23 protein-coding genes and 2 tRNA genes are annotated in these 24824 nt (G+C 67.4%); 8 read left to right on the plus strand and 17 right to left on the minus strand.

Features of this window, described 5'->3' with window-relative positions:
* Positions 1–71 precede the first annotated feature (71 nt).
* The gene (locus tag ACWIEX_RS14360) at positions 72–1547 is read left to right on the plus strand and encodes a SulP family inorganic anion transporter (RefSeq protein ID WP_454033711.1); all 1476 of its coding nucleotides are present in this window, start codon (positions 72–74) and stop codon (positions 1545–1547) included.
* Positions 1548–1607: 60 nt separating this feature from the next.
* Here ACWIEX_RS14360 and ACWIEX_RS14365 read toward each other — a convergent pair whose 3' ends face one another.
* From ACWIEX_RS14365 to flgF, 6 genes are all read right to left on the minus strand, one after another.
* The gene (locus tag ACWIEX_RS14365; protein ID WP_454033712.1) at positions 1608–2840 is read right to left on the minus strand and encodes an HlyD family secretion protein; all 1233 of its coding nucleotides are present in this window, start codon (positions 2838–2840) and stop codon (positions 1608–1610) included.
* Complete coding sequence (locus ACWIEX_RS14370) at positions 2833–3288, minus strand: hypothetical protein (protein ID WP_454033713.1); 456 nt, start codon at positions 3286–3288, stop codon at positions 2833–2835. Before ACWIEX_RS14370 ends, ACWIEX_RS14365 begins: the two co-directional genes overlap by 8 nt.
* Before the next feature lie 502 nt (positions 3289–3790).
* On the minus strand, positions 3791–4543 hold the full coding sequence (flgH, locus tag ACWIEX_RS14375; RefSeq protein WP_454033714.1) for a flagellar basal body L-ring protein FlgH: 753 nt from the start codon (positions 4541–4543) through the stop codon (positions 3791–3793).
* A 17-nt stretch (positions 4544–4560) separates the two neighbouring features.
* Entirely contained in the window at positions 4561–5607 is a 1047-nt protein-coding gene (flgA, locus tag ACWIEX_RS14380; protein ID WP_454033715.1) for a flagellar basal body P-ring formation chaperone FlgA, read from the minus strand.
* A 12-nt stretch (positions 5608–5619) separates the two neighbouring features.
* A complete protein-coding gene (flgG, locus tag ACWIEX_RS14385; RefSeq protein WP_061966919.1) occupies positions 5620–6411 on the minus strand; it encodes a flagellar basal-body rod protein FlgG in 792 nt (263 codons plus the stop codon).
* 15 nt (positions 6412–6426) lie between these two features.
* Positions 6427–7170 (minus strand): flagellar basal-body rod protein FlgF, encoded by a 744-nt coding sequence (gene flgF, locus ACWIEX_RS14390; protein WP_454033716.1) that lies wholly within the window; start codon positions 7168–7170, stop codon positions 6427–6429.
* A gap of 284 nt (positions 7171–7454) precedes the next feature.
* Between flgF and fliL the strand changes: the two genes are divergently transcribed.
* The 5 genes from fliL (at position 7455) to ACWIEX_RS14415 (ending at position 13961) form a co-directional block, all read left to right on the plus strand.
* On the plus strand, positions 7455–7955 hold the full coding sequence (gene fliL / locus ACWIEX_RS14395; protein ID WP_454033717.1) for a flagellar basal body-associated protein FliL: 501 nt from the start codon (positions 7455–7457) through the stop codon (positions 7953–7955).
* Positions 7956–7994: 39 nt separating this feature from the next.
* The gene (gene fliM / locus ACWIEX_RS14400) at positions 7995–9122 is read left to right on the plus strand and encodes a flagellar motor switch protein FliM (protein ID WP_454033718.1); all 1128 of its coding nucleotides are present in this window, start codon (positions 7995–7997) and stop codon (positions 9120–9122) included.
* A 9-nt stretch (positions 9123–9131) separates the two neighbouring features.
* A complete protein-coding gene (locus ACWIEX_RS14405; protein WP_454033719.1) occupies positions 9132–9587 on the plus strand; it encodes a DUF6468 domain-containing protein in 456 nt (151 codons plus the stop codon).
* Positions 9584–10414, plus strand: a complete 831-nt coding sequence (locus tag ACWIEX_RS14410; protein ID WP_454033720.1) for a MotE family protein — start codon at positions 9584–9586, stop codon at positions 10412–10414. The genes ACWIEX_RS14405 and ACWIEX_RS14410 overlap by 4 nt, the downstream gene beginning before the upstream one ends.
* Before the next feature lie 97 nt (positions 10415–10511).
* A complete protein-coding gene (locus ACWIEX_RS14415) occupies positions 10512–13961 on the plus strand; it encodes a tetratricopeptide repeat protein (RefSeq protein ID WP_454033721.1) in 3450 nt (1149 codons plus the stop codon).
* A gap of 105 nt (positions 13962–14066) precedes the next feature.
* Here the strand turns inward: ACWIEX_RS14415 and ACWIEX_RS14420 are convergent, their stop codons facing one another.
* The 9 genes from ACWIEX_RS14420 to ACWIEX_RS14460 all read right to left on the minus strand — a co-directional run bounded on the left by ACWIEX_RS14420 (position 14067) and on the right by ACWIEX_RS14460 (position 20157).
* Positions 14067–14411 carry a lipid-A-disaccharide synthase N-terminal domain-containing protein gene (locus tag ACWIEX_RS14420; RefSeq protein ID WP_091856542.1) on the minus strand — a complete coding sequence of 115 codons (345 nt, stop codon included), beginning with the start codon at positions 14409–14411 and terminating at the stop codon, positions 14067–14069.
* Positions 14411–15154: a glycosyltransferase family 2 protein gene (locus tag ACWIEX_RS14425; RefSeq protein WP_454033722.1), complete on the minus strand. Its 744-nt coding sequence runs from the start codon at positions 15152–15154 to the stop codon at positions 14411–14413. Before ACWIEX_RS14425 ends, ACWIEX_RS14420 begins: the two co-directional genes overlap by 1 nt.
* 79 nt (positions 15155–15233) lie before the next feature.
* Positions 15234–16931, minus strand: a complete 1698-nt coding sequence (locus ACWIEX_RS14430) for an ArnT family glycosyltransferase (RefSeq protein WP_454033723.1) — start codon at positions 16929–16931, stop codon at positions 15234–15236.
* Positions 16932–17084: 153 nt separating this feature from the next.
* Positions 17085–17342 carry a hypothetical protein gene (locus ACWIEX_RS14435; protein ID WP_454033724.1) on the minus strand — a complete coding sequence of 86 codons (258 nt, stop codon included), beginning with the start codon at positions 17340–17342 and terminating at the stop codon, positions 17085–17087.
* A gap of 491 nt (positions 17343–17833) precedes the next feature.
* Entirely contained in the window at positions 17834–18694 is an 861-nt protein-coding gene (locus ACWIEX_RS14440; RefSeq protein ID WP_454033725.1) for a LysM peptidoglycan-binding domain-containing protein, read from the minus strand.
* Between the two features lie 312 nt (positions 18695–19006).
* Positions 19007–19083, minus strand: a tRNA-Arg gene (locus tag ACWIEX_RS14445).
* 30 nt (positions 19084–19113) lie between these two features.
* Entirely contained in the window at positions 19114–19419 is a 306-nt protein-coding gene (locus tag ACWIEX_RS14450; protein WP_061966904.1) for an ETC complex I subunit, read from the minus strand.
* Positions 19420–19490: 71 nt separating this feature from the next.
* Positions 19491–19567, minus strand: a tRNA-Pro gene (locus ACWIEX_RS14455).
* Between the two features lie 107 nt (positions 19568–19674).
* Positions 19675–20157 carry a DUF192 domain-containing protein gene (locus tag ACWIEX_RS14460; RefSeq protein WP_454033726.1) on the minus strand — a complete coding sequence of 161 codons (483 nt, stop codon included), beginning with the start codon at positions 20155–20157 and terminating at the stop codon, positions 19675–19677.
* Positions 20158–20361: 204 nt separating this feature from the next.
* Here ACWIEX_RS14460 and ACWIEX_RS14465 point away from each other — a divergent pair, with 204 nt between their 5' ends.
* Both ACWIEX_RS14465 and ACWIEX_RS14470 read left to right on the plus strand, forming a co-directional pair.
* Positions 20362–22197, plus strand: coding sequence for a hypothetical protein (locus ACWIEX_RS14465; RefSeq protein ID WP_454033727.1), 1836 nt, complete (start codon positions 20362–20364; stop codon positions 22195–22197).
* Positions 22187–22900, plus strand: coding sequence for a CatB-related O-acetyltransferase (locus ACWIEX_RS14470; protein ID WP_454033728.1), 714 nt, complete (start codon positions 22187–22189; stop codon positions 22898–22900). Before ACWIEX_RS14465 ends, ACWIEX_RS14470 begins: the two co-directional genes overlap by 11 nt.
* Here ACWIEX_RS14470 and ACWIEX_RS14475 read toward each other — a convergent pair.
* Positions 22872–23924, minus strand: a complete 1053-nt coding sequence (locus ACWIEX_RS14475; protein ID WP_454033729.1) for an acyltransferase family protein — start codon at positions 23922–23924, stop codon at positions 22872–22874. The genes ACWIEX_RS14470 and ACWIEX_RS14475 overlap by 29 nt on opposite strands.
* The gene (locus ACWIEX_RS14480) at positions 23921–24802 is read right to left on the minus strand and encodes a glycosyltransferase family 2 protein (RefSeq protein WP_454033730.1); all 882 of its coding nucleotides are present in this window, start codon (positions 24800–24802) and stop codon (positions 23921–23923) included. Before ACWIEX_RS14480 ends, ACWIEX_RS14475 begins: the two co-directional genes overlap by 4 nt.
* Between the last annotated feature and the right edge of the window lie 22 nt (positions 24803–24824).

Here is a 24824-nt window from a genome sequence, read left to right on the forward strand (position 1 = left end):
CGCTGCCGCTCAACCGCGGCCGATTCTGTTTGCCCGGAGGCTGCGGCCTTGCCGGGCGGGAAACCTGCGTCATGACCATCTCTCATCTGCGGAGCGAATGGGCTCCGAATATCACGCGCGAGCTCCTCGCCGGCACCGTCGTCGCGCTCGCCCTGATCCCGGAGGCCATCGCCTTCTCGATCATCGCCGGCGTCGATCCGAAGGTCGGGCTCTATGCCTCCTTCTGCATCGCCGTCATCACGGCCATTGCCGGCGGGCGCCCGGCCATGATCTCGGCCGCGACCGGCGCGATGGCCCTGGTGATGACCACGCTGGTGAAGCAGCACGGCCTCGATTACCTGCTGGCGGCAACGCTCCTGACCGGCCTCTTCCAGATCATCGCCAGCATCCTGAAGCTCGGCAACCTGATGCGCTTCGTCTCGCGCTCGGTCGTGACCGGCTTCGTCAATGCGCTCGCCATCCTGATCTTCCTGGCCCAGATGCCCGAATTGCTGGGGCGCGGCCCCATCGTCTACGCCATGACGGCGGCCGGCCTCGCGATCATCTACCTGCTGCCGCGATTGACCCGGGCGGTGCCGTCGCCGCTGGTCACGATCATCGTGATGACCGCGATCTCGATGTATTTCGGCCTTGGTATCCGCACCGTCGGCGACATGGGGGCGCTGCCCAGCGAACTGCCCTTCTTCGCGCTCCCGCAGGTCCCGCTCACCCTCGAGACCCTGAAGATCATCACGCCCTATGCGCTGACGCTCGCCATGGTCGGCCTGCTCGAAAGCCTGATGACCGCGGCGATCGTCGACGAGATGACCGACACGACCTCCGACAAGAACCGCGAATGCGCCGGCCAGGGCCTCGCCAACATCACCGCCGGCTGCTTCGGCGGCATGGCGGGCTGCGCCATGATCGGGCAGTCCGTCATCAACGTTTCGTCGGGCGGTCGCGGCCGCCTCTCGACCCTGTGGGCCGGCGGCTTCCTGCTGTTCCTGATCGTGGTGCTCGGCCCCTATGTCGCCCAGATCCCGATGGCAGCCCTCGTCGCGGTGATGATCATGGTCTCTATCAACACTTTCCAGTGGCGCTCGCTGAAAACGCTGCTGATCCATCCGAAAAGCTCCAGCTTCGTCATGCTGGGCACGGTCGCGGTCGTCGTCGCCACGCATGACCTCGCCAAGGGCGTGCTCTTCGGCGTCGTGCTGAGCGGGCTGTTCTTCGCCCATAAGGTCACGCGCTTCTTCGCCGTCGCCTCGGAGCGCGCCGGCGAGAAGCGCATCTACCGCGTCGGCGGGCAGATTTTCTTCGCCACGGCCGAAGCCTTCCACGCCGCTTTCGACTTCCGCGAGGAGGAGGTGAAGAGCGTCGTCATCGACCTGAGTGCCGCGCATTTCTGGGACATCACGGCCATCAACGCCCTCGATCGCGTCGTGCTCAAGTTCCGGCACCACGACATCGCCGTCGAGATCATCGGCATGAACCAGGCGAGCGCCACCATGGTCGAGCGCCTCGCCGTCCACGACAAGAGCGACGGAAAGCTCGCGGCAGGCCATTGAAAGCCACTGCCGCGAAGCGATGCAGAGCCCCCGCAACGCTGGATGCGGAGCCTCCCGCCTTCAGTGCCCGCTGAAGACGAGGGACTTGACCGGCAGCACCAGCGCCTGGATGCGCAACAGCACGGCGTGAACCACCCCGGTCGCGTCGACGGCGTGGAGTGCGATGCGGCGCAGCGTGCCGGTTTCCTTGGCGGCGATGATGTCGTGGTTGCTGCTATAGGCATTGGCGACGCAGCTGCTGCCGGGCGTCACGCCATCGAGCCCGCCCTGATGCAACGGCTCCAGCACGGTCAGAATGGTTCCGGGCCGGACCACCTGCTGCGCATCGAGGAGCTGTTCGCCGCTCCTGACCTGGCCCGCGGCGATGAAGTCCTGCACGCTCGTGACCACCATCGGGATGATCACCCAGGGCTTCGAGATGCAGGTGACCTCGGCGACCATGCCGATCTTCATCACTTGCGCTTCGATCTGGTTGAACCCGGCCAGGAGCCGTCCCCGCCCCGCTTCCTCGGGGATCATGATGCCGGCCGGGCGCATGAACGGGTTGACGACATCGCCGACCCGAAGCGTGAACTGCTCCACCCGCCCGGAGAAGCCGGCCCGCACCACCGTCTTTTGCAGTTCGGCCTCCGCCTGGGCCAGCGCGGCCTCGGCGCTGGCGCGTTGGGCAGGGAGCAGCGTCGCGATTCGGGTCTGCTCGGCATCCCTTGCGGCCGTCACTGACAGCAGCGCGGCCTCGCGCCCCGCAACGATGTTCTCGAGGCGCTCGATCTCGCGAGCGGCGACCACGTTCTCATTGCGCCGCTGCAACTCGGTCTTGGTCCGTATTTCGTCCAGGGCCTGCTGCAGGGAGCTCTTCGCCTCCTGGATCTTGCCCTCGTTGGCGAGGATATCCGCCTTCGCGACCACGAGTGCGGCTTCCGCTTCGGCAATCTTGCGGCGCGCCGCCTCGACGGCCGTGGCCTGGGTCTTGTTGTCCAATGTGAAGATGAGGTCGCCCTTGGCGACCGCCTGGCTGGGCCCGACATGCACTGCGGCGACGCGGCCATTGACCTCCGGGATGATCGGAACCGTCCGGAAGAAGACCGTCGCGCTCGTCGTCGACGGATGGTAGTAGAAGATCACCGTGATCAGGGCCACCGTCAGCATGACGCAGGTCACGATGCCCCAGCGCAGTTCGAACCAGACCGAGAACAGCGTGATCTCGCGGCCGAAGCGCTTGCCCTGACCGTACCGGCGATAGAGATAGTCGGGCAAGATCGTGAAGAGCGCGCAGATGAGAAGCTCAAGCATGACCCTTCTCCTTGCTCTCCGTGACAGCGGACTCCGAGCTCCCCGGTGGCTCCGCGACGGCCGCCTCCGCTACTAGCGCGCCAGTTTCCTCGCTTTCGTCCGGAGCCTTGCCCGCGATCGTCTCCAGGGCCCTGGCCATCCGGCCGAACGTTCCGGAAAAATCGGGAAGGTCGATCAGGGCGAGCAGAAGTCCGGCCACCCAGAACAGGTGGATATGCGTGAACAGCGCAAGCAGTCCGAGCACCGCCACGATCTCGACCTGAAGCTTGTCCGACTTATGCGCCATGCGCTCCGGCAAGGTGTGCAGCCGCAGGAAGAGCAGGCCGACGCCCAGTATCGCTCCGACAAGAAGGAGGCCCGCAAGCACCATCAGGACGTCGGTTTCGCCGGGCGCGGTGATAAAGGATGGGAGCGCGTGCGGAGCAGCGGGATGAACGGCTGCCGTCATGGCGGGACTCCTCTCGCGCAAAGCATAACAAAACCGGCTGCGCGCCTCCGCCAAAACCTTGTCGCGGCAGCAGATCCACCGTCATCACAGCTCAAGCATATCGGAAGGTCAACTCGCCGGGCGATGTCATAGCCGGGTTCAGGGAGAGCCGCGCTGGAAGGGGGTTATCCGCGCGAGGGGCGCCTTTTGGGAACCGCGAAAAGCCCCGCGTCGGGAGGACGCGGGGCTTCTGGCCGCCGGCCTTGTAAGGCTTGGGGAGCGTGGCAGGCGGCCGGGATGGTGGCGGCTCGGGAGAGACCGCCGGCCGGTCGGCGCGGAGACAAGGGGGAGCGTTCCGCGCCGTCCGGGATTTCGTGGAAGCCGTCCGTTCGTCTCCTCGCTCTGGTGAGTCGGCTGGAGCGGTTTTCGAGAACCGGAGCGCAGCGGACTGATGTCCGTGAGCACCGGAAGCGCAGAAAATTGCTTCAGACGGCCGCCGGAGTAGAAGGGGCGGACGGACGGGTCAGAAGGGCAGCAGGATATCCATCACCTGCTGGCCGTAGCGCGGCTGCTGGACATCGGTGATCTGGCCGCGGCCGCCATAGGCGATGCGGGCCTGGGCGATCTTGGTCGAATCGATCGTGTTGTCGGACTCGATATCCTCCGGCCGGATCACGCCGGCGACGATCAGTTCGCGCACCTCGAAATTGACGCGGATCTCCTGCTTGCCCTCGATCACCAGATTGCCGTTGGGCAGGTTCTGGGTGACGACGGCGGCGACATTGGTCGCCAGCGTCTCGGAGCGGTTGACCGAGCCCGCGCCCTCGCTGGACCCGTCGGATTCCAGCTTCAGCAGCGAGGAGGCCTTGGCGCCGTTGGGCAGGAAGGCGTCGAGCTTGTTCTCGAAGCCCAAGGCGTTCTCGGCGCCGAGATCCTCGCCGTTCTTGCGGCTGCGCTTGGTCGTGTTGTTGAGCTGGGCCTTGTCGGTGACCTTGACCTTGACGGTGACGAGGTCGCCGACCCTGCGCGCGCGCTGATCCTTGAAGAAGGCGCGCGAGCCGGTGCGCCAGAGCGAGTTCGGCGCATAGGAGGCGTGCGACACCTCCGGCATCGGCATCTGCACCGGCTTGTAGCCCTTGGCGGCGGTCGGGTCCTCGACCGGCGACAGCGTCGGCGCCTGGCCGACATTGGCGAGGCGGTCGCCGATACCGCAGGCACCGAGCGAGGCGGTCAGCAGCAGGAGGCCGGAGAGCTTGGCGAGGCGGTTGGCGAACATGGCTCTTTCCATGGAGATCACTGAGCGCTGGCGACGCGGCCGGCGGCGGAAGGCTGGACGGAAACCCGCCCGGGACCGCTCACCTTGCCCTGCAGCACGCGCTTGGACTGGGGATTGGTGATGGAGATGACATCGCCCATCGCGCCGGCCTCGTTGGACCGGCCGCGCAGCGTCAGCAGCAGGCCCGGCGTCTCGTAGACGATGGTGACGAGATCGCCCTTGCCGACGATCTCCTCGCGCTGGACGTCGCTTGCGCGCAGCGGCACGCCGGCGAGCAGGGCGCGGCGCGCGACCTTGTCGATGGCGGCGCGGATATCGCCGATGACCTCGCCGCCCTGCCCCTCGCGCTGGCGGCGCTCGATGACGACATCGTCCTTGCCGAGCGTCTCGCCACGGGCGATCAGGCGCCGGGGCACCACGACCTCCATGGTCTCGACGAGCTGGCCGGAGATGCGCAGCGGCTTCAGCCGCATCGCCGCGCTGCCGGGCACCGCGAGCCGGGCCTGCAGGCGCCGCGAGCGGGCGTCGAAGGAGAGCTCGACCACGGCGACGTCGCCCGTCAGCTCGGGCTCGACGGCGATGCTCGGTGCCCCGCCATCGATCGCCAGCGCGAAGATGCGGGCATCGACGCCGAAACGCTCCTGCAGCCCGGCCTTCACGGCGGCCTCGAGGTCCATCGCGGTGATGCGGCGAGCCGAGCGCGTCACCACCACCTGCGCGAAACCCTGGCTCCGGAGCTCGTTGGCATCGTGGACGATGCCGGCCGCACGGGCGGCCTCGACGATGCGGGCGACCTGGATCGTGCCGGTCTCGCCCAGCGCCGGCGCCCGGAACGCAGCCGTCGCCGCAGCCTCGCCGGAGAGGCCGGGAATGAGATCGCCGAAGGTGACGAGATCGCGCCCGAGATTGACCTCGGAGCGCAATTGCAGCCTGGACGGCAGCGCTGCGACCGCAGGAGCCGCAACGGCGGAGGCGACAGCGACCGGCGCGGGCTGAGCCTGCTGCGGCGCGGCCAGAGCGGCGGTGCCGGAGAGAGCCAGGGCGATCAGGGAGAGGCGGATCATGATGCGCGCCCCTTAGCCGCGGAACATCTGCGTCGTCGCCGACATCATCTGGTCGGCGGCGGTGATGACCTTGGAATTCATCTCGTAGGCGCGCTGCGCGGCGATGAGGGAGGAAAGCTCCGTCACCGCTTGGACATTCCCTTCTTCGAGATAGTTCTGCTGCAGCGTGCCGAAGCCTTCGCCGCCGCCGAAGCCGTCGATCGGCTGGCCCGAGGCCGCAGTCTCGATATAGAGGTTGTCGCCGATCGACTCGAGGCCGACCTTGTTGACGAAGCGCACGAGCTGGATCTGGCCGAGCTGCTGCGGAGCGGTCTGCCCCGGCACCATCGCCTCGACGATGCCCTGCGCGTTGATGCTGACGCTGGAGGCGTTGTTCGGCACGGTGATGCCGGGCTCGACCTGGTAGCCGTCGCGGGTGACGAGCTGGCCCTGCGCGTCGAGGTCGAAGGAACCGTCGCGGCTATAGGTGGTGCGGCCATCGGGCATGCGGATGCGGAAGAAGCCCTCGCCGCGGATGGCGACGTCGTAGGGCTTCTCCGTCGGGCTGATATTGCCCTGGGTCATGACGCGGCCGGTCGAGACCGTCTTGACGCCGGAGCCGATGAAGGTGCCGGCCGGGGCCTGGGTGTTCTGGTCCGAGGTGGCCGAGCCGGCGCGCCGGAAATTCTCGTAGAGCAGGTCCTGGAAATGAACCTGCTGGCGCTTGTAGCCGGTGGTCCGGACGTTGGCGATGTTGTTGGAGATGACCTGGACGTTCATCTCCTGGGCCATCATGCCGGTCGCGGCTGTCTGCATGGCGCGCATGGTGCTCGCTCCCTATCAGGCCTGCTGGTCCGCCAGGCGCGAGATCGCCCGGCTGCGCAGCTCATCGGATTTGCTCATCATGTTGGCGACGCTCTGGTAGTTGCGCTGCACCTCCATCAGGCGGGTCAATTCGACCACGGCCTTGACGTTGGAGCGCTCGATCGCGCCCGGCTCCAGCCGCGCCTCGACGCCCGCCGCCTGGGGCGGCGTGGCCGAGGAGAACAGGTTGGTGCCTTCGCTCGCCAGAGCCGCCGGATCGGCGAAGCGCACCTGCCGCAGCTTGCCGCGCGTGCCCTGGTCGCTGCTGACGGTGCCGTCGGCGGCGATGCGCATGGAATGTTCGCTGGAACCGAAGACGATCGGCCCGGCCTCGCCCATCACCGGCAGGCCGGTCTGCGTGACGAGCCGGCCCTGCCGGTCGAGGCTCAGGGAGCCAGCGCGGGTATAGCGCTCGCCGTTCGGCGTCTGCACGACGAGATAATTGTCGCCCTTCAGCGCGACGTCGAGCGGATTGCCGGTGAGCTCCACCATGCCCTGCGACAGGTCGAGCGGCGTGCCCTTGTCGACGACATAGGACAAGGGCCGGTCGGCCGGCTTGAAGGCGTCGGCCTTCGCGACAGGCATGAGGAATTCAGTGAAGCGGGCGCTGCGCGCCTTGAATCCATTGGTGCCGACATTCGCCACGTTGTTGGCGATGACGTCCAGCTCGCGCGCCAGAGCCACCTGACGCGACAGGCCGATGAGAAGCGCGTTCTCCACGGCTTATCTCCCGATCATGTCCCGCGGCGACCTCGACGCTCCCCAGCGCAGTCGCCACGGCCCAGTACCGGCAAGCGGCGTGCCAACATGGTTAATTCCGGCAAGATATTGATATCATTGAATGCAGATCGGGCGGCGCCTTCCGTCATGGCCCGGCACATGCTGCTGAAGCGGCAAGAACAGCCCGGCAAATTCTGCCGCCCTTAACGACGCGTTAACCGTAACCCACGAAGGTGACCGAACGGGCGGCAGAACGCGGCCCGGCTGCCGGGGCGCGTGACGAGATGGCGAAGAAAGCCAAGACGGAAGAGGAAGGCGCCTCCGGTGACGAGGCGCCGAAGAGCAGGAAGAAGCTCTTCATGATCATCGGCGTCGTGCTGCTGGCGGCGGCCGGCGGTGGCGGCTGGTTCTTTCTGAAGAAGCCCTCGCCCGAACAGATCGCAGCCGCCGAAGCCGCGGCGAAGGCCAAGAATCCAGTCGCCTTCCTGGACATGAAGGACATGATGATCGGCATGTCCAATGGCGGCCAGCAGGACCGCCAGCCGATCATGAAGATCAAGGTCGTGCTGGAGATCGCCGATGCGAAGGCGGCCGACCAGGTCAAGCCGCTGCTGCCGCGCGTCGAGGACGCCTTCCAGGTCTTCATGCGCGAATTGCGGCCGTCCGATCTCGAAGGCTCGGCCGGCATGTACCGCCTCAAGGAAGAGCTTCTGCGTCGCGTCAACCTGACCGTCTATCCGGCCAAGGTCGACGCCGTGCTGTTCAAGGAACTGCTGGTCCAGTGAGCCGGAACCGGCTGACCGCACCGAGATGACGGCGGAACGATGAGCACCGAACGCGACACCTCCGTACCGAGCGACGAGCCGCTGACCCCGGAAGGGATGGCGGCCGGCTGGACCACCATGCCCGACATGGTGGAGGACGACGGCGAACAGGAAGGCGGTACCGACCGCCTGATGTCGCAGGACGAAATCGACACGATGCTCGGTTTCTCCAGCGGCGACGAGAAGGACGGCCGCAACGGCATCCAGGCGATCGTCGATTCCGGCTCGGTCGCCTATGAGCGCCTGCCAATGCTCGAGATCATCTTCGAGCGTCTGGTGCGCCTGCTCTCGACCAGCCTGCGCAACTTCTTCACGGACAATGTCGAGGTCACGCTGGAGAGCATCCGCTCGGTGCGCTTCGGCGACTATGTCAACTCGATCTCGCAGCCGGCGCTGCTCTCGGTGTTCAAGGCCGAGGAATGGGACAATTTCGGCCTGATCACCATCGAATCGTCGCTGATCTACTCGGTCCTCGACGCGATGTTCGGCGGCAAGCGCGGCCAGCCGGCACCGCGCATCGACGGCCGCCCCTTCACCTCCATCGAAATCCGCATGATCCGCCGTGTCATCGAGCTGGTGCTGGGCGATGCCGAGGCCGCCTTCAAGCCGCTCTCGCCGGTGCGCTTCAACGTCGACCGCGTCGAATCCAATCCGCGTTTCGTCTCGATCTCCCGCCCGGCCAATGCCGCGATCCGCGTCGAGCTCAAGTTCGACATGGAAGGCCGCGGCGGTGCGCTGCACATCGTCCTGCCCTACGCCACGATCGAGCCGATCCGCGAATTGCTGCTCGAAAGCTTCATGGGCGAGAAGCTGGGACGCGATCCGACCTGGGAGAACCATCTCGCGACCGAGGTCTGGCAGGCCGATGTCGACGTCACCTGCGTGCTGCACGAGACCCGGATGCCGCTCAAGCGCGTCATGAAGCTCGAAATCGGCGATACCCTGATGTTCGACGCCCGCCCGGATGCCACCGTCTCGCTGCGCTGCGGCGACTTCATCGTCACCGAAGGCCGCATCGGCCGGGTCGACGGCAAGATCGCCGTCCAGGTCGTCAGCCCCTTGCGCCGCTCCAAGACCACCATCGCCGCTTTCGACAGTCTCGCCAGCCATCTCGGCGCCACGACCTGAAGAGGACATATGACGATCAATCTCATCGCCGACGTGCTTGTCGCCAGCCTCCTCGTCGCCACCATCGTCACTTGCTTCATCCTGACCAGGCGCATCGAGCGCCTGAAGGCGGACGAGGCCGGCATGCGCCAGACCGTCGGCGCGCTGATCACCGCAACCGACAATGCCGAGCGCGCCATCGCCGGCCTCAAGTCGACGCTGGGCGATTGCGACCGTACCCTTGAGGAGCGCCTGCGCACGGCCGAGCGCTACGCCGCCGATCTCGCCGCCCAGGTCGAAGCCGGCCAGGCGGTGATGGAGCGCATCGGCCAGATCGTCAGCGCCGCGACCCTCGTCGGCGCCAAGGAGGTTCCGGTCGAGGCGCCCGCCGCTCCTGCGCCGATCTCCCGCCTTGAGAGCGCGGCCCAGTCCGCCGCCGCCATCCGCGCCCGCGCCGCCCGCCGCCTCGAGGAACAGGCTGCGTGATCGAACGGCCCCGCCTCCTGCCGGCAGTGATTCTCGGCGCCATGGGTCTCCTGGCGCTGAAGCTGCTTGCCTGGACGGCGGAGCCCGCCCCCGGCCACATTCCGGTCGATCTGCCGCTCATGGCGCAAGCCCCTGCGGCCAAGGACGATCCCAAGATCTGGGGCCTCGCCAAGATCATCGCGCGGGCCCATGCGCCCGACGTCTTCGATCCCGAGACGACCGGCTCCGTGCCTGCTCCCGATCCGAAGAAGGAGCAGGAGAAGAAGGAAGCCGAGGCCAAGGCCGAAGCCGCACGCGCCGCCAATCCCAACAACAAGGCCGGCATCATGAACGGCTCGGTCCAGCCGGTCTCGCCGGCCGAGAAGGCGATCCTGGAACGCCTCGGCGAGCGGCGCGAGGAGCTGGAAGGCCGGATGCGCGAGCTCGAGATGCGCGAGCGCCTGCTGAACTCCGCCGAGAAGAAGCTCGACGGCCGCGTCGGCGATCTCAAGGTCCTCGAAGAGAAGGCCGGCGGCGCGGCCGGCAAGCCCGCTGTCGAGGAAGCCAAGGCGATCAAAAACCTCGTCATCATGTACGAAGCGATGAAGCCGAAGGACGCCGCGCGCGTCTTCGACCGGCTCGGCCTCGACGTCCTCGTGCCGGTGGTCCAGCAGATGAATCCGCGCAAGATGTCAGAGGTGATGGCGGCGATGTCGCCCGACCGCGCCGAGAAGCTGACCGTCGCGCTCGCGACGGGCGGGCGCGGCGCCGGCATCGAGCGCGTGGCGAACGAGGCCCCCCTGCCCGGCAACGAACTCCCGGCGATCGCGCCCGCTCCGCAGCGCTGAAAACGGCCTGCCGACGCCCGTTCCGTTAAGACGCTATTATGGTTGACGCGCTAGCGTGCCGGAGGGCCGCCGCGTTCTCTGGGCGTGGCGAGGCCCAGTGTCGCGTTGGGTCGAGTATCACGGTTTGCGTCTGTCGCGCTCCCTCGCCTTCGGTATCGGGCTGGCCGCTCTCGCGCTCGCCGCCGGCCTGGATACGCGTGCCCTTGCGGCCGGCGCGAAACTGCGCGGCGAGGCCATGCCGGCCGGCTTCGGCCGCCTGTCCCTCACCTTCGACGAGCCGATCCAGACCCGCATCCGCGTCTCTAGCGGCGTGCTGATCGTCGCCTTCGGCGGCCAGGTCCAGGTCGATGCCGCACGCATCGCCCGCGAATTGCCCAATTACATCTCCATTGCCCGCGTCGACCCCGACGGGCGCGGCATGCGCTTCGCGCTGACGCAAGCCTACAAGGCCAATCTGATCGAGGCCGGCGACAAGGCCTTCATCGATCTGCTGCCGCAGACCTGGACCGGCGTCATGCCGGGCCCGCCGCCGGAAGCCATAGCCGAACTCACCGAGCGCCTGCGCCTTGCTGAAGCCCGCGCCAGGGAAGCCGCCCGCCAGCCGGCCGCCCCTCCGGCGGTGCTGACGATGCGCGCGGCCAGCCTGCCGACGCTGGAGCGCCTGATCTTCACCACCCCCGCCGAGACGAAGCTCACCAGCGACCTGTCGGACGGAACGCTGAAGCTGGTCTTCGACCGGCCGATGAATGTCGAGGTCGGCGCCATCCGCAGCGCCCTGCCCGCCGATATCGGCTTCGCCGGGCTGGATGCCGGCAAGGAGGCGCTGAGCCTCGCCCTGACTCTGCCCAGGGACTGGCAGGCCCGCAGCTTCAGCGACGAGACCGGGCTGGTGGTCGACCTGCTCCGGCCGGTGAAGCAGGAAGCGCTTTCGCTCGCCGATCTGAGCAAGCCGTCTCCCCCACCGGCCTCCGCCCCGGGCACAACGCCGGCAGCAGTGGAGCCCCCCGCCAAGCCCGCGGCAACTGCGCCCGTGGTCAAGCCGGCAGAGCCCGTCACTCAAGCCGCCGTCGCAACTCCTGCCGCTCCCGAGGTGCCGCCGGGCCCGGTCGCGATTACGGTCGAGGGCAAGCGCCTCGATTTTCGCTTCACCCGGCCGACCGGCGCGGCTGCCTTCCTCGATGCCGGCGTGATGACGCTGGTCTTCGACACCCGCGACACCATCGACCCCGCCAAGCTCGTCGGGCTCATGCCCAAGCTGATCGAGGACAGCACGGTGACCCGCGAGGGCAAGGTCACGCTGGTCAGGCTCAGGCTCGCCGGTCAGCCGCTGACGCGGATCTTCGACAACGGCCCCGCCTGGTCGCTCGACCTCGGCGAGGATGCGGGCCGGCCCGCCGCTCCGGTCGAGCCGCAGCGCAGCATGGACGATCGCGGCCAGACCATCGTCGCCGTACCGCTCGCCGGCCTGACCGGCATTCACTGGCTCGAATCAGGCCCGGCCGGCCTGCCCGTGGCCGTCGCTACCGCGACAGGCCCGACAAGGCTGACGCCCAAGCCCTATCAGTTCGTCGAATTCGGTCTGCTTCAGACCGCGCAGGGATTGGCGATCCAGCCGCATGCCGACGATGTCGCCGTCCGCGCCGGCACCGAGCAGGTCCGGATCGGACGCAATGGCGGGCTCAACGTCTCCCTCGATATCGGCGAGCCCGGCGAGAAGGCCGAGGAAAAGGCCGGGAAACAGGACGCCGCGCCGCTGCTCGACGCCGATGCCTGGGCCAAGCTGCGCATCGGCAACCCGCGCGACCGCGCCCGTGCGCTGCTGCTCGACGTCACCGATGCCTCGCGCAGCCGCAAATCCGAAGCCCGGCTGGCGCTCGCCCGTTTCTATGCCGCCAACGGCCTGATGCCCGAGGCGGCCGGCCCGCTGAATGCCCTTCTCGCCGACGATGCCGCCATGCGCGGCAACCGCGAGGTGCTCTTCCTCAAGGGCGTCACCGCCGCCGGGATGCACCGGGACCAGCAGGCATTGACCGCCTTCGATGCCGCCCCGATCAAGGACGATGCCGAGACCGGACTTTGGCGGGCGCTGATCGAGCAACGCCTGAACCGCAACGCCCAGGCCCTCGTCGGCTTCCGTCGCGCCGAGGCCGTGCTCGACCGCTACCCGGCCGACCTCCAGGGCGAGTTTCGCGAGGCGATGGCCCGCGCGGCGCTGACCCAGCAGGATATCGGCGTCGCCGAGCGTCAGATCCAGGCGCTGGCCGACATGCCGCGCGGCAGCTTCGACCAGGAGCATCTCGCCCTGCTGCAGGCGCGGCTCGACGATGTCGGCGGCCGCCCGGAAGCCGCGATGAACGGCTACAAGCCGCTCTTCGAGGCGAAGAGCCGCCCGATCGCGGCGGAAGCACAATTGCGCGCGGTCAAGCTCGCGGACACCGAGAAGCGCACCGACATCAAGCCGGAGGAAGCTATCGCCCGGCTGGAGACGGTCTCCGTCATCTGGCGCGGCGGCCGCTTGGAGATCGAGGCCCTGGCCGAGCTCGGCCGGCTCTATGCCGATCAGCAGCGCTGGCGCGACGCCTTCATGGTCGCGCGCCGCGCCAACGAGAACTTCCCCGACGATCCGCTGACCCGGCGCATGCATGACGAGACCGCCCAGCGCTTTGCAGAGCTGTTCAGCGGCAGCGGGCTCGGCAAGCTGCCGCGCATCGAGGCGCTGGCCCTGTTCTACGATTTCAAGGAATTCCTGCCGATCGGCCGGCGCGGCGACGAGATCACCCGCCTGCTCGCCGATCGCCTGGTCGAGCTCGACCTGCTCGACCAGGCCTCGGAGATCCTGAAGTACCAGATGGACCGGCGTCTCACCGGCGCGGCGCGTTCCACGGTCGCCGCCCGGCTTGCCATGATCGACCTGATGAACGGCAAGCCCGCCGATGCGATCCGCGCGCTCAACACCACCCGGCTCGTCGAACTGCCCGCCGACGTCAAGCGGGCGCGCCTGCTACTCGAAGCCAAGGCGCTCTCCGATCTCTCGCGTACCGACCAGGCGCTGGAGATGCTGGAAGGCGAGCGCGGCCCCGAGATCGACAGGCTACGCGCCGACATCTACTGGACCGGGCGCCGCTGGCGCGAGGCCGGCGAAGCCTATGAACGCCTGCTCGGCGAAAGCTGGCGCGGCGACGACGCGCTCGGCGACGGCGAGCGCGCCGACGTGATGCGGGCCGGTGTCTCCTATGTGATGGCGAGCGAGAGCCTGTCGCTCGACCGGCTGCGCAGCAAGTTCGCCCCGAAGATGGCCCGCGGCGCCGATGCAAGGACCTTCGCCTTCATCACCGGGGCCGACCGGACGCGCGCCTCCGACATCCGCGAGATGGCGCGCGCAACCGCCAATGCCGACACGCTTTCGGAATTCCTGAAGGCCTATCGCGAGCGCTACCCGGCCTATTCCGCCGCGATGCGCAAGCCGCAGCCGCCCGCAGCCGAGACGCTGCCCTCGCCCGCCGACGGTGCCGCGGCCGAGCCTGCGGCGCCGCCCTCGCGGAGCTAGAGCATCGGCCCGAAAAGTGGAGTGCGGTTTTCGGGCAAAGCCGATGCAAGATCAAAGAGCTAGAGGATCGGACTGAATACGACATTCAGTCCGATCCTCTAGCTCCTAGCCCGGCCCGGAATTCGTATCCTCGCCGCGCGCCCTGGCGCGCAGGACGAATTGCAGGTTGCGGATATAGACGAAGACGCCGAAGCCCTGGCCGAGGATGAAGACCGGGTCGCGCCGGTAGAGCGCATACATCAGCAGCAGCAGGCCGCCGCCGATCGAGAACCACCAGAAGGTCATCGGCACGACCGAGCGCTGGGCCTTCTCGCTCGCCCACCACTGCACCACGAAGCGCATGGTGAAGAGCCCCTGCGCGACCACGCCGAGCAGGACCCACCAGTCGACATTGTTGACGAACACATCGTGGAAATAACGGCCGATGGTCTGCTGCAGGTCGATCAGCATCACATCGTCTCCGAGACGATCTGCGGCACGCGCTTGCGCCGGCGGATCAGCCACCACACGCCGGCCAGGTCGAGGATGCCGACCCAGAGCCGATCGAAGAAACCGTAATTCGAGACGCCGGTCAGCCGCGGCCGGTCGCGCACGTCGACATGCAGGACCTTGTGCCCCTCGCGCGCCATCAGCGCCGGCATGAAGCGGTGCAGCGCATCGAAATACGGCAAGGCGAGATAGGCCTCGCGCCGGAAGCATTTCAGCCCGCAGCCGGTGTCACGCGTATCGTCCTTCAGCACCCGCACGCGCACGCCATTGGCGACCTTCGACTGCCAGCGCTTGAAGCCGGTATCCTTGCGCCCGACGCGCTGCCCCTGCACCATCCCGGCCTGGAGCCCGCCCTTCTGCAAGGCCTCGACCATCGCCGGCAGGAAAGCGGGATCGTTCTGGCCGTCGCCGTCAAGCGTCGCGACGATGGCCGAACGGGCATGGCGCACGCCGCTGCGGACCGCCGCGCTCTGGCCGCAGGATTGGGCGTGAGTGACGACGCGCAGCCAGGGCCGCGTCGCGGCGAGCTCGGCCAGCGCCGTCGCCGTCCCGTCGGTCGAACCGTCATTGACATAGACGACCTCGAAGAGGCCGATCGCCGCGCAGGCTTTCTCGATATCGGCGACGAGCGGCGCGATGTTGCCGACTTCGTTGCGCACCGGCACGACGACGCTGAGCAGCGGATGGGAAGAGGTTTCGGTCAAAGGGGCATCATCCGGAAAAACGGCCCGCAAACTGCGTCAGCGCGGCGAATAGGGCAAGAGCTTCGAGAGCAAGGGTGCCTCAACCGGGCGAACGGGCGAACACGGCGATCTCAAGCTTGCGCCCGCCATTGAGGTTGAAGCCGTTGATCGTGGTCACCAGGCGCGGCTTCGCCGGCTGGCTCGCCAGGGCCGCCTTGAAATCGTCGGCGAAGCGGCTTTCGACGAAGGCGACACGGCAGCCGGGCTGATTCAGGAAGGCCGCCGCGTCCGCGCCGCTTGCAGCCATCGCGAGCTTCGTCCCGGTCAGGAAAACGAGGCTCGGCTCGCGATAGCCGAGCGTCACCACGGCCGGATCGGCGCAGCCGGCGGCCTTGAGCGTCTCCGCCAGACGCGGCGACAGCTTCAGCGAGCGCAGGCTCTCGATGGCGAAGGGATAGACCGCGATCGTCAGCAGCAGGCTCGCGAGCACGCAGCGCCAGAGCGCGCCTTCGAAATCAAGCCGCCGGAAGGCCGCGACGACGCTGATGCCCATGAGCAGGACGAGCACGAACAGCGGCAACGCAAGCCACGGCACCGCCCGGTCGAGCGTCCAGTTGCCGAACAGGATCGTCGCCATCAGCGCCAGCGGCACGATCACGACGAGGCAGGCGGTCAGCACCGCGCCGCGCCGATGGCGGTCGATTCCGCCGTTCAGCACGGCCAGCAGCAGCAGCGCGGTGATCGCGGGATAGAGCGGCAGCACGTAATGCGGCAGCTTGGTCGGCACCGCCTCGAAGACCAGCCAGGACGGCACGATCCAGGCGATCAGGAACAGGATCTGCGGCTCCTTGCGCCTGACCCAGGCGAAGGGCACCGCCATCGCGGCGAAGGCCGCCGCCGGCCAATAGGTGGCGAAGAAGAACAGCAGGTAGAGCCCGGGCGGCCCCCAATGCTTCTCCTGCCCCTCGGCGACCTTGCCGAGCATGTCCTGCCCGACGCTCTCGGCGAAGAAGCTGCCGCCGGTCTTCACCATGATCGCGACGAACCAGGGCAAGGCAACGACGAGGCAGAGCAGCAGCCCGGCGCCGAAGCGCAGCGGCTTCAGCCAGCGGAAGGAGCGCTGGCTCGCGCTCAGAACGAGAATGGCGAGGCCCCAGACCATCGGCACGATCGGCCCCTTGATCAGCAAGCCGAGCGCGGTCGCAGCCCAGAACACCAGCCAGTTGCGCCGGTCCGGCACGAAGGCGAGCGAGCGCGTCCAGTCGAGCCAGGTCCGCGCCAGGGCGCCCATGGTGGCGACGGCGCAGGCCGCCAGCAGCGCATCCGTCTTGGCGATCCGCGCCTCGACGCCGAGCAGCACGGCGGCCGCCATCAAGGCCCCGCCGAGCAGGGCGAGCGGCGGCGACAGGAAGGCCAGCAGCGCCCAATAGGTCAGCAGTACCGTCGCGATCGCGCCGACGAGCGAGGGAATGCGATAGAGCCAGATCTGCGTGCGCGCCTCGGGGATGCCGACAGCCTCGCCGGCCCGCACCGCCGCGCTCTGCAGCCAGTAGATGCCGACCGGCTTCTTGTGGCGCGCCTCGTCCTGGAAGCGGATATCGACGAAATCGCCGGTCTCCAGCATCTGCTTGCTCGCCTGCGCGAAGCGCGGCTCGTCGCGATCGAGCGGCTGGAGCGTACTGAAACCGGGCAGGAAGGCGGCGAGCGACAGGAGCAGGAGGAAGATGCAGGCGCGCAGATGGCTGGCGGAGGCCGCAGCCTTGACCCGGTCGATCGCTGGCGTGAGCGAAAACATCATCCATCCCCGCGGCGGCCCGGCCGCACCTGTCCTGAAAGTCGACTCTCGCCCGATGGCGGGCCTTTCGGGCGCGATCAAGGCGAGGCCGCGCGGGTTTACGCTGCCGGGGAAGGGTCGGCAAGCATGGCGGGGCAGCGAGGCTGACGCAGGCCGTCAATCGTCGGACGCGACTTCGCCGATTCGAATTGCCTGAATCATCCGCGGCGACAAGGTCATGGCCTGACTCGTTGCCGGCGCCACCGGGGCTGTAAGGGGCGACAGATCAACGGGCAGTTCGCACGCTGCCCTCGGAGCGACCCCGTACGAGGGGCCGAGCGGGGCCAGGCTCACCGTCTTGACGAAACCCGGCTCCGCGAGAGCCGGGGACGAAAGAGCCGCCGCGAGGGCGGTGATGGCGACGAACCGCAACATGGCTGTGCTCCGCATCGGCCCCCGCTCCTTATAACGGGGGTGAAGGTCGCCTGTTCCGTCGGATGGAAGCGAAGGGAATGGACGACGCAGGAGAACAATTCCATTCAACCTGCGTATGCTTCGGCGTGCTTCAGTCGTTGAAGCAAAAGGAGATTGCCATGCATCGCGGTGTAACCTCTGCCCTCCAGGGATCGGCCTAGCCGCAATCGTGGCCTCGGCTCAAGCCGGCGAAGCCCGGTTGCGGCGGCGTCCCTTGCCGCCGGTGGTAGCCACACAGGTTGATCACGATCCCGGGATAGTTCCCGGGCCATGCTCGCCAGCGACCCGAATTGTCGCGGCAAGCGGCTGGCACGCGAGCGCCGAACGGCGCTCCTCGTCGCTGCGCATGAAATGGTTCACCACCGGCTTCCAGTCCGGACCGATGCGGAGCTGCGACACGTTTCGGAATCAGGTCAGGCGGCTCGGCGTGGATTGCAGCGGCGAGGCCGCGATCAGGGTGGGATCGTCAGCACCTGCCCCGGCTTGATGAGGTTCGGATTGTTGCCGATGACCGCCCTGTTCGCAGCGTAGATCACCGACCATTTCGACTGCGTCGCATAATATTTCTGGGATATCATGCTGAGGTTTTCACCTCGCTGAACCGTGTGCGTCCTCGATACCGGACCTGGCAGAGGCGGCGGGCTGGGCGGCGGCTGCGGGCCTGGTGGCGGCGGCGTGGGCGGAGGGCCGGGAGGCGGAGCCGGCTTGGGGAAGGTCGGCGGCGGCTTGAAGCTGTAGTTCCGGTCCACGAAGAATCCGCGGATCTGATAGTCGGTCGCGTTCAATGCGCTGATCGTGAAGCGCTTCGCTGCCGGGTGCGAGTAGATGAAGGTCGTCGTGTTCTCGTTATTGGGATCGTAGAGCTCGAGGATCGGCCCGCCTAGCGATGGCGAGCTTTTGCAGGCGCTGACCAGGACATGGTGGCCTGTGAATGCGCCGAGCTTGATCAGGAAGAGAGGCACCGGCCGGTTGGCGGCGATCGAGCGCCGGATCAAGTCGTATTCGCTGGCGACGCTGTCGACATACAATTGCTGGAACATGAAAAAGATCGTGCTGCGGGTCAGGCGGGGCACCGTGTAGAAATGGGCGCTGACCTGGCGCGAGTAGATATGCGCGTTGAGCGGCGTACGAACCGGCGGAGGATCGGAATCCGTTGGGATGGGTTTCCGCGCGTAATGATGATCGAGCGCGCTGTAGACCATCCCGCCGCACAGATTCTCTCCGTGCGGCCCGCCGGGATGCAGCTCCCATTTTATGTCGCTGTTGCTGAAGTGATAACCTTGGATCGCCGGCATGAAGGTCGTTCGAAGCATCGCTTTTCGCCTTCCCCGAACCGCACATCCTCTTCTGCGAAACCCGGATGTCGACATGCACGGGCGGCAGTGGTTCTGTGTTGTCTCGCCAAGCAGGATAGGAACCGCTGACGGCGTCGGGCATCCTTCAAACTGACGACACGGCGAGACTCTTGCCGGCGGCGGAGACGCGCTCGCTGTCAGCCGGCGCGGTCATCGAATGGGAGGATCAGCAGTCCGAAGAAGCCAGCAGCTGAGCGCTACCCCGACCTGGCATCTCGGTAGCAATCCCAGATGCCAGAACGCGCAAGCACCTGGGATTTCTGAATAAAATGGCGAGCCCGGCTGGATTCGAACCAGCGACCAGCAGCTTAGAAGGCTGCTGCTCTATCCATCTGAGCTACGGGCCCGAAAGCGAGGATGCCCCTCGCCTGTCGGCTTCAATGCGTCCACTGACCGACGCGCGAGAACTTGAAATTATCGGAATAGGACAGCGAACGGCGCTTCGCCTCATTCGGCTGCTCGACGCGATAGGCGATGCCGTTACGCGTGGCATAGGCGACGGCCTCGGCCTCGCTGTCGAACCAGAGCTTGAGCTGGCTCTTCATGTCCGACGACGAGGTCCAGCCCATCAGCGGCTCGATCTGGCGCGGAGCCTCCGGCTCGTATTCGAGCAGCCAGCGCTCGGTCTTGGCCGTGCCGGACTGCATGGCCGTGCGGGCCGGGCGATAGATGCGTGCGGTCATGAAAGCGCTCTGCCGTCACCAAACCTGTGCAGTTCGCGACGCGAACCGCTTCCTATACACGCATGGATTGATGGTCGGGGCACCAGGATTCGAACCTGGGACCCTCTGCTCCCAAAGCAGATGCGCTACCGGGCTGCGCTATACCCCGACGAAGCAATCCAAGCGTTGCGGTTCGCTATCATGCCACAGGCGCAACCCGCAAGCGAAAGCCAATCGCAACGCATCCGCTTGTGCAGGGAGGTGCCGCTGACGGCCTCAGCGCTTGAACAGTGCGTGCTCGACCCTGTCGCCCGGCTTGATGCCGAGCTGCTTGCTGACGCCGCCATTGATCTCCAGCACCGACAGCACCGGCTCGCCCGAGGGAATCGTCCGCGTCGAAAGCGGCTCGGTACGCTCGGCGATGCGCGCGATCGTGCCGTCCGCCCGGATGAACAGCATGTCGAGCGAGATATAGGTATTCTGCATCCACATCGCCACCGGCTCGGTGGCGGCGAAATCGAACAGCATGCCGCGATCGGCCGGCATGTAATTGCGGAACATCAGGCCCTTGGCCCGCTGCTCCGGCGTGCGCATGACCTCGACCTGGAAGGCATGGCGCGTGCCGCCGCTGACGATGACGAGCGATTCGAGGCCCGCGCCGCCGGCAGCAGCGGGCTGGCCCTGCGCCTGCAGCCCGGCCGGCGCCAATACGAACAGCGCCAGCGCGAAGGCGGCGAGAGCGGTTCTGAGGGCATGCATCGCTTTGGACTCCGTGGCGGCCATGGCCCCTTGCGCTCTAGAAGGGGCCGATGGCAAATCTTCGGCAGATGGCCGCCTTCGCCGCCTTTCGGTCAAGCCTTTCGTCATCATATGAATGCGGGATGCCACGCGGCGTCGCCTGACGGCTTTCTTTCGTCATCCGCTTGCGGCAGTTTCGCCGGGCTATTGAAGCAGGAGATATCCATGATCGTTGCGCGCCCTCGTCGGACGACGCACCTTGCCGGCACGGCCTTGGTGGCCGTCCTGATGTCCTTCGCCTCCTCCGCCTGGGCCGCCGATTTCCAGCTCGACAATGTCAGGATCGACCTCGGCAAGCTCGTGATCAACGCGCCGAAGATCGCGATCAAGGGCTCGACGCTGGAAAAGGACGCGTTCCTGGCGCTGTTCACCGGCGCCTCCGCCAGCGAATCCGCTTCGGCCAGGGCTGCACGCCTGAACGCCGCCGAGATCAGCGCGCCCGAACTGTCGCTGGTGCAGACGGTCGGCGACCAGAAGCAGACCACGGTCTATCGCGACATCCGCCTGACCGATATCCGCGAGGGCAAGATCGGCCATGGCGAATCGGCGAGCGCCAGCATCACCGCCGAAGGCGCCGCCACAGGCCCGATGAAGGGCGGATTGAAGCGCACCGCCTTCGACGCCTTCGACCTGCGCCAGATCACGCGCGTGCTGACCGAGAAGGCCGCGCCCGGCGCCAGCGAGCCGATGCTTCCGGTCATCGGGAATTTCGAGCAGGACGGCTACAACCTGGACATGGGCAAGGCCGGCAAGATGTCGCTCGGCAAGACGACGGCGCGCGGCTTTGCCGCCAGGGTCGGCCCCGAGCCGCTCCTCGACGTGGTCTCGCGCCTGGCCAAGGCGAGCGAGGAAGTCGAGCGCAAGCAGGACGACAAGAACACCGACGCCGACACGCCGCCGGGCAAGACCGAGGCGGAACGGCAGCTCGGCCTCTCCATGCTCGCGCTCTTCGACATGTTCGAATACGGCAGCGGCGAGGCCCGCGATCTCGTGATGAATGTTAGCCCGCCGCCGAAGGCCGGCGCCAAGGTCGACGCGGTCGACATGCGGATCGCCCGCATGGCCTTCGGCGAGAACACCCCGGCGAAATCCGGCTTCGCCCTGGAAGGCCTCCAGTTCCGCTCGGGCGAAGCCAAGGGCGGCATCGATTCGATCGCCTATTCTGGCTTCGCCTTCGGCTCCGTCATCCGCGAGTTGCGGGCAGCGCTGGCCGAACCGGACAAGCCGATGGACGAGATCGATTTCCGCCGCTTCATCCCGACGCTCGGCACCATCCGCCTCGCCGGCATCTCGATCGACGCGCCGGCGATCATCACCGGCAAGGAGCCGATCAAGATTTCGCTCGGCACCTTCGAGATCAAGGCGGGCGAGCAGCTCAACGGCATCCCGACCAGCCTCGCGCTGACGATCGACAAGCTCGTCACGCCGATCTCCGAAGCCACCGGCAATCCGGCCGCCAAGGACATGATCGCGATGGGCATCCGTTCGCTCGATCTCTCGGCCAAGCTCGACCTCGCCTGGGAAGCCGCGAAGAACGAGATCGCCATTCGGACACTGTCGTTCGGCAGCGCCGGCCTCGCCCATATCGAAGCCTCCGGCACGCTCGGCAACGTCACCAAGGACCTGTTCGCCAGCGATCTCGCGCTGGCCCAGGTGGCCGCGCTCGGCGCCACCGCCCGCAACCTGCAGGTCAAGCTGCAGAATTTCGGGCTGGTCGAGAAGCTGATCGCGAACGAGGCGCGCAAGTCCAAGCGCAAGGTCGAGGATGTCCGCCAGCAATTCACGATGGTCGCAAGCCTTGGCCTCGCCGCCATTCTCGGCCCCTCCGACGGAGCCAAGGCCGTGGCGGGCGCTGCCTCCCGCTTCGTCGCCAAGCCCGGCACGCTGACGGTCTCCGCCAATGCGAAGTCGACGACCGGTCTCGGCCTCGCCGACGTCATCACCATGACGGAGCCGACGGAGATCTTCGACAAGATCGACCTCAAGGCCGATGCTCAATAGGGATCAGGGCGCGGCTGCGCCCGAGGACAGCGACTGGCGCCCGTCAGGCCTTCAGGCCTGGTGGGCAGGCCTGCCGCAGGTTCCCCGCGGCTGGCTGCGCAAACGGCTGAACCCTGACAACCAGACCCGGCTGCATCTCGCCAAGCTCGTCGCGCGGCGGCCGGGGCAATTCACCATCTGCCCCTATACCTATGGCCGCCCGAAGGTACGCTTCCCCGAAAGCGGGGCCCGGCTCGTGATCGGGCGCTACGGCTCGATCGCCGATGGCGTCGAGATCCTGCTCGGCGGCAATCACCGGCTCGACTGGGCGACGACCTACCCGTTCCCCGCCCTGCCCCGGCTCTGGCCTCCCGCTGCCGGGATGACTGGCCATGACACGACCCGCGGCGATGTCGTCATCGGCCACGATGTCTGGCTCGGCTCGCAATGCATGGTGATGTCGGGCGTCACGATCGGCCATGGCGCCGTGGTCGCGGCGCGCGCTGTGGTCACGCGCGACGTGCCGCCCTATGCGATCGTCGCCGGCAATCCGGCACGGGTTGTCAGGTTGCGCTTCGACGAGCCCCGGATCGCGGCTTTGCTCGAAACCGCCTGGTGGAGCCGCCCCCGCGCCGAGATCGAGCATCTGATCCCGCTCCTGCTCTCCGGGCGGATCGACGACCTGCTGGAAGCGCTCAGGACGCGCCCATCAATCGGCGCTTGAGCCCCAGCGCCGGCTTCTCGATCAGGTACCAGGACAGCGCCGCGACGACGACCGTCGCCGCCAGCGACGGCCAGAGCAGCGCTACCGCGCCGAGCGACGGGTGGAGCGCGTGCAGCGCCTGCTGCACCGGCCAGCCATAGAGATAGACGCCGTAGGAGAGATCGGCCGGCGGCTCGACCGAGCGCCGCGTCAGGGCCGGCGCCAGCGCCAGCACGAGGACGCCCCAGGCCGTGACGAGATAGAGCGCCGCCTTGTAGAGCGGCGTGAAGGACAGCGGCACCAGCGCCAGGAGGGCCACAGCCAGCAGCGGCAGCGAAAGCGGCACCTTCTCGCGGTAGAGATAGACGACGCCACCGGCGAGGAAGATCAGGGGCAGGCGCAGCGCCGTCTCGGTGCCTTTGGAACCATGCGGCGCCATGACCTCGCGCAGGACGACGGCAAGCGTCAGGGCCAGCAGCGCCGCGAGCGCGAGGCGCGGCCGTGCCAAAATCCCGGCGAGGCCGGCGACCAGCACGCCGATATAGCACAGCGTCTCGTATTTCAGCGTCCAGACCGTCCCGAGCGGAAACGGCAGCGGATTGCCCTCGAAGACACCCGGCAGCGCCGCAGCGCTCTTGAAGGTGGTCAGCGTGCCCGTGATGAAGCGCCACAAACGCGGGTCGTTGAAATAGGTGGAAGCGTCGAGCGTCGTCATCAGCCCGCCCAGCACGAGCGCCACGACCAGGGTCGCCGCGATCAGCCCCGGCGCGATTCGCAGGAAGCGCGCGACGGCATAGTCGCGCCAGCCGCGCCGCATGAAACTCATTGTCACGAGGAAGCCGGATATCGCGAAGAAGCCGTTGACCGCGTGCTCGCCCAGCGTGAAGCCGGTCGTCTGGAACCAGGGCTCCTGCTCGACTCGTCCATCGGTCACGCTGAAGGCATGCGAGACGACGACGGCGAGCGCCATCACCAACCGGAGCAGGCCGAAATTGTTGTGCGGGTTGGCGAGCGCCTCGGCGACGGTGGACCGGGCCCGGCTCATGGCATCTCCCCCAGCCCTTCATGCGCCAATGCCGTCTTGCCGCGCCGCCAGGCGCGGGCGCCGGCGGCGGAGCCCGCATGCGCGAACATCTTCTCGCGCCGGAACAGCAGCCCGTAGCCCGCAGCCTTGCCGATATTCTCCAGCATCCGGATCGGCCCCGGCCCGGCGAGCCCGTATTTCCGGGCGATGTAATGTTCGGACCAGGCGAGGTGCCAGCGCGCCTTGAAGCGTCGCTGCGGCGACGGCGCCGTAGAACGGCCCCTGCCATGACGCGCCTCGGCGCCATGGACATGAATGAGCGCATGGCCGGCATCGCGCATCCGCCGGCACAGGTCGTCATCCTCGTAGAACAGGAAGATCGCCGGATCGAAGCCGCCGAGCGAGACGAAGAGATCGCGCCGGATCAGCAGGCACGCTCCCGACAGGAAAGGCAGGCAGGCATCGCCCTCGGGGATCGCCATCGTGCCGGAGCGATTGAGATGCGGTGGCGAGAGCAGCGAGCGCGGCTGCAGGAAGATGCGGCCCGAGGGTTCGACGATACGCGGCGCCAGCATCCCGGCGTCGGGATAGCGCTCTCCCGCTTCCAGCAAGGCTGCTGCGGCCCCCCGCCCAATCTCCAGATCCGGATTGACGATCAGCACATAGGGCGTCTCGGCCGCCGCCACGCCGATATTGTTGGCCCGGCCATAGCCCTCGTTGCGGGCATTCGCGATCACGCGCGCGCCCTTCGCCTCCGCGATCGCGCGGCTGTCGTCGCTGCTGGCATTGTCGACGACGATGGCGGGTACGCCCTCCCCGGCCAGCGCATCGAGGCAGGCGGGCAGGACCTCGGCGCTGTCATAGCTGACGACGATGGCGGTGATGGCGGCGGCGGGCATTGCCGCCTTGTGGCCATGCCAG

This window comes from Allobosea sp. NPDC055353 (assembly GCF_053644975.1).

Bases quoted from the DNA above. Each gene is read 5' to 3' on its own strand.
- fliM (WP_454033718.1), top strand. From the start codon at position 7,995: ATGAGCACCGAACGCGACACCTCCGTACCGAGCGACGAGCCGCTGACC.
- ACWIEX_RS14460 (WP_454033726.1), bottom strand. From the start codon at position 20,157: ATGCATGCCCTCAGAACCGCTCTCGCCGCCTTCGCGCTGGCGCTGTTC.
- fliL (WP_454033717.1), top strand. From the start codon at position 7,455: ATGGCGAAGAAAGCCAAGACGGAAGAGGAAGGCGCCTCCGGTGACGAG.
- ACWIEX_RS14480 (WP_454033730.1), bottom strand. From the start codon at position 24,802: ATGCCCGCCGCCGCCATCACCGCCATCGTCGTCAGCTATGACAGCGCC.
- ACWIEX_RS14470 (WP_454033728.1), top strand. From the start codon at position 22,187: ATGCTCAATAGGGATCAGGGCGCGGCTGCGCCCGAGGACAGCGACTGG.
- ACWIEX_RS14430 (WP_454033723.1), bottom strand. From the start codon at position 16,931: ATGATGTTTTCGCTCACGCCAGCGATCGACCGGGTCAAGGCTGCGGCC.
- ACWIEX_RS14365 (WP_454033712.1), bottom strand. From the start codon at position 2,840: ATGCTTGAGCTTCTCATCTGCGCGCTCTTCACGATCTTGCCCGACTAT.
- flgG (WP_061966919.1), bottom strand. From the start codon at position 6,411: ATGCGCGCCATGCAGACAGCCGCGACCGGCATGATGGCCCAGGAGATG.
- ACWIEX_RS14435 (WP_454033724.1), bottom strand. From the start codon at position 17,342: ATGTTGCGGTTCGTCGCCATCACCGCCCTCGCGGCGGCTCTTTCGTCC.
- ACWIEX_RS14450 (WP_061966904.1), bottom strand. From the start codon at position 19,419: ATGACCGCACGCATCTATCGCCCGGCCCGCACGGCCATGCAGTCCGGC.
- ACWIEX_RS14420 (WP_091856542.1), bottom strand. From the start codon at position 14,411: ATGCTGATCGACCTGCAGCAGACCATCGGCCGTTATTTCCACGATGTG.
- ACWIEX_RS14360 (WP_454033711.1), top strand. From the start codon at position 72: ATGACCATCTCTCATCTGCGGAGCGAATGGGCTCCGAATATCACGCGC.
- flgA (WP_454033715.1), bottom strand. From the start codon at position 5,607: ATGATCCGCCTCTCCCTGATCGCCCTGGCTCTCTCCGGCACCGCCGCT.
- ACWIEX_RS14465 (WP_454033727.1), top strand. From the start codon at position 20,362: ATGATCGTTGCGCGCCCTCGTCGGACGACGCACCTTGCCGGCACGGCC.
- ACWIEX_RS14475 (WP_454033729.1), bottom strand. From the start codon at position 23,924: ATGAGCCGGGCCCGGTCCACCGTCGCCGAGGCGCTCGCCAACCCGCAC.
- flgH (WP_454033714.1), bottom strand. From the start codon at position 4,543: ATGTTCGCCAACCGCCTCGCCAAGCTCTCCGGCCTCCTGCTGCTGACC.
- ACWIEX_RS14405 (WP_454033719.1), top strand. From the start codon at position 9,132: ATGACGATCAATCTCATCGCCGACGTGCTTGTCGCCAGCCTCCTCGTC.
- ACWIEX_RS14370 (WP_454033713.1), bottom strand. From the start codon at position 3,288: ATGACGGCAGCCGTTCATCCCGCTGCTCCGCACGCGCTCCCATCCTTT.
- ACWIEX_RS14440 (WP_454033725.1), bottom strand. From the start codon at position 18,694: ATGCTTCGAACGACCTTCATGCCGGCGATCCAAGGTTATCACTTCAGC.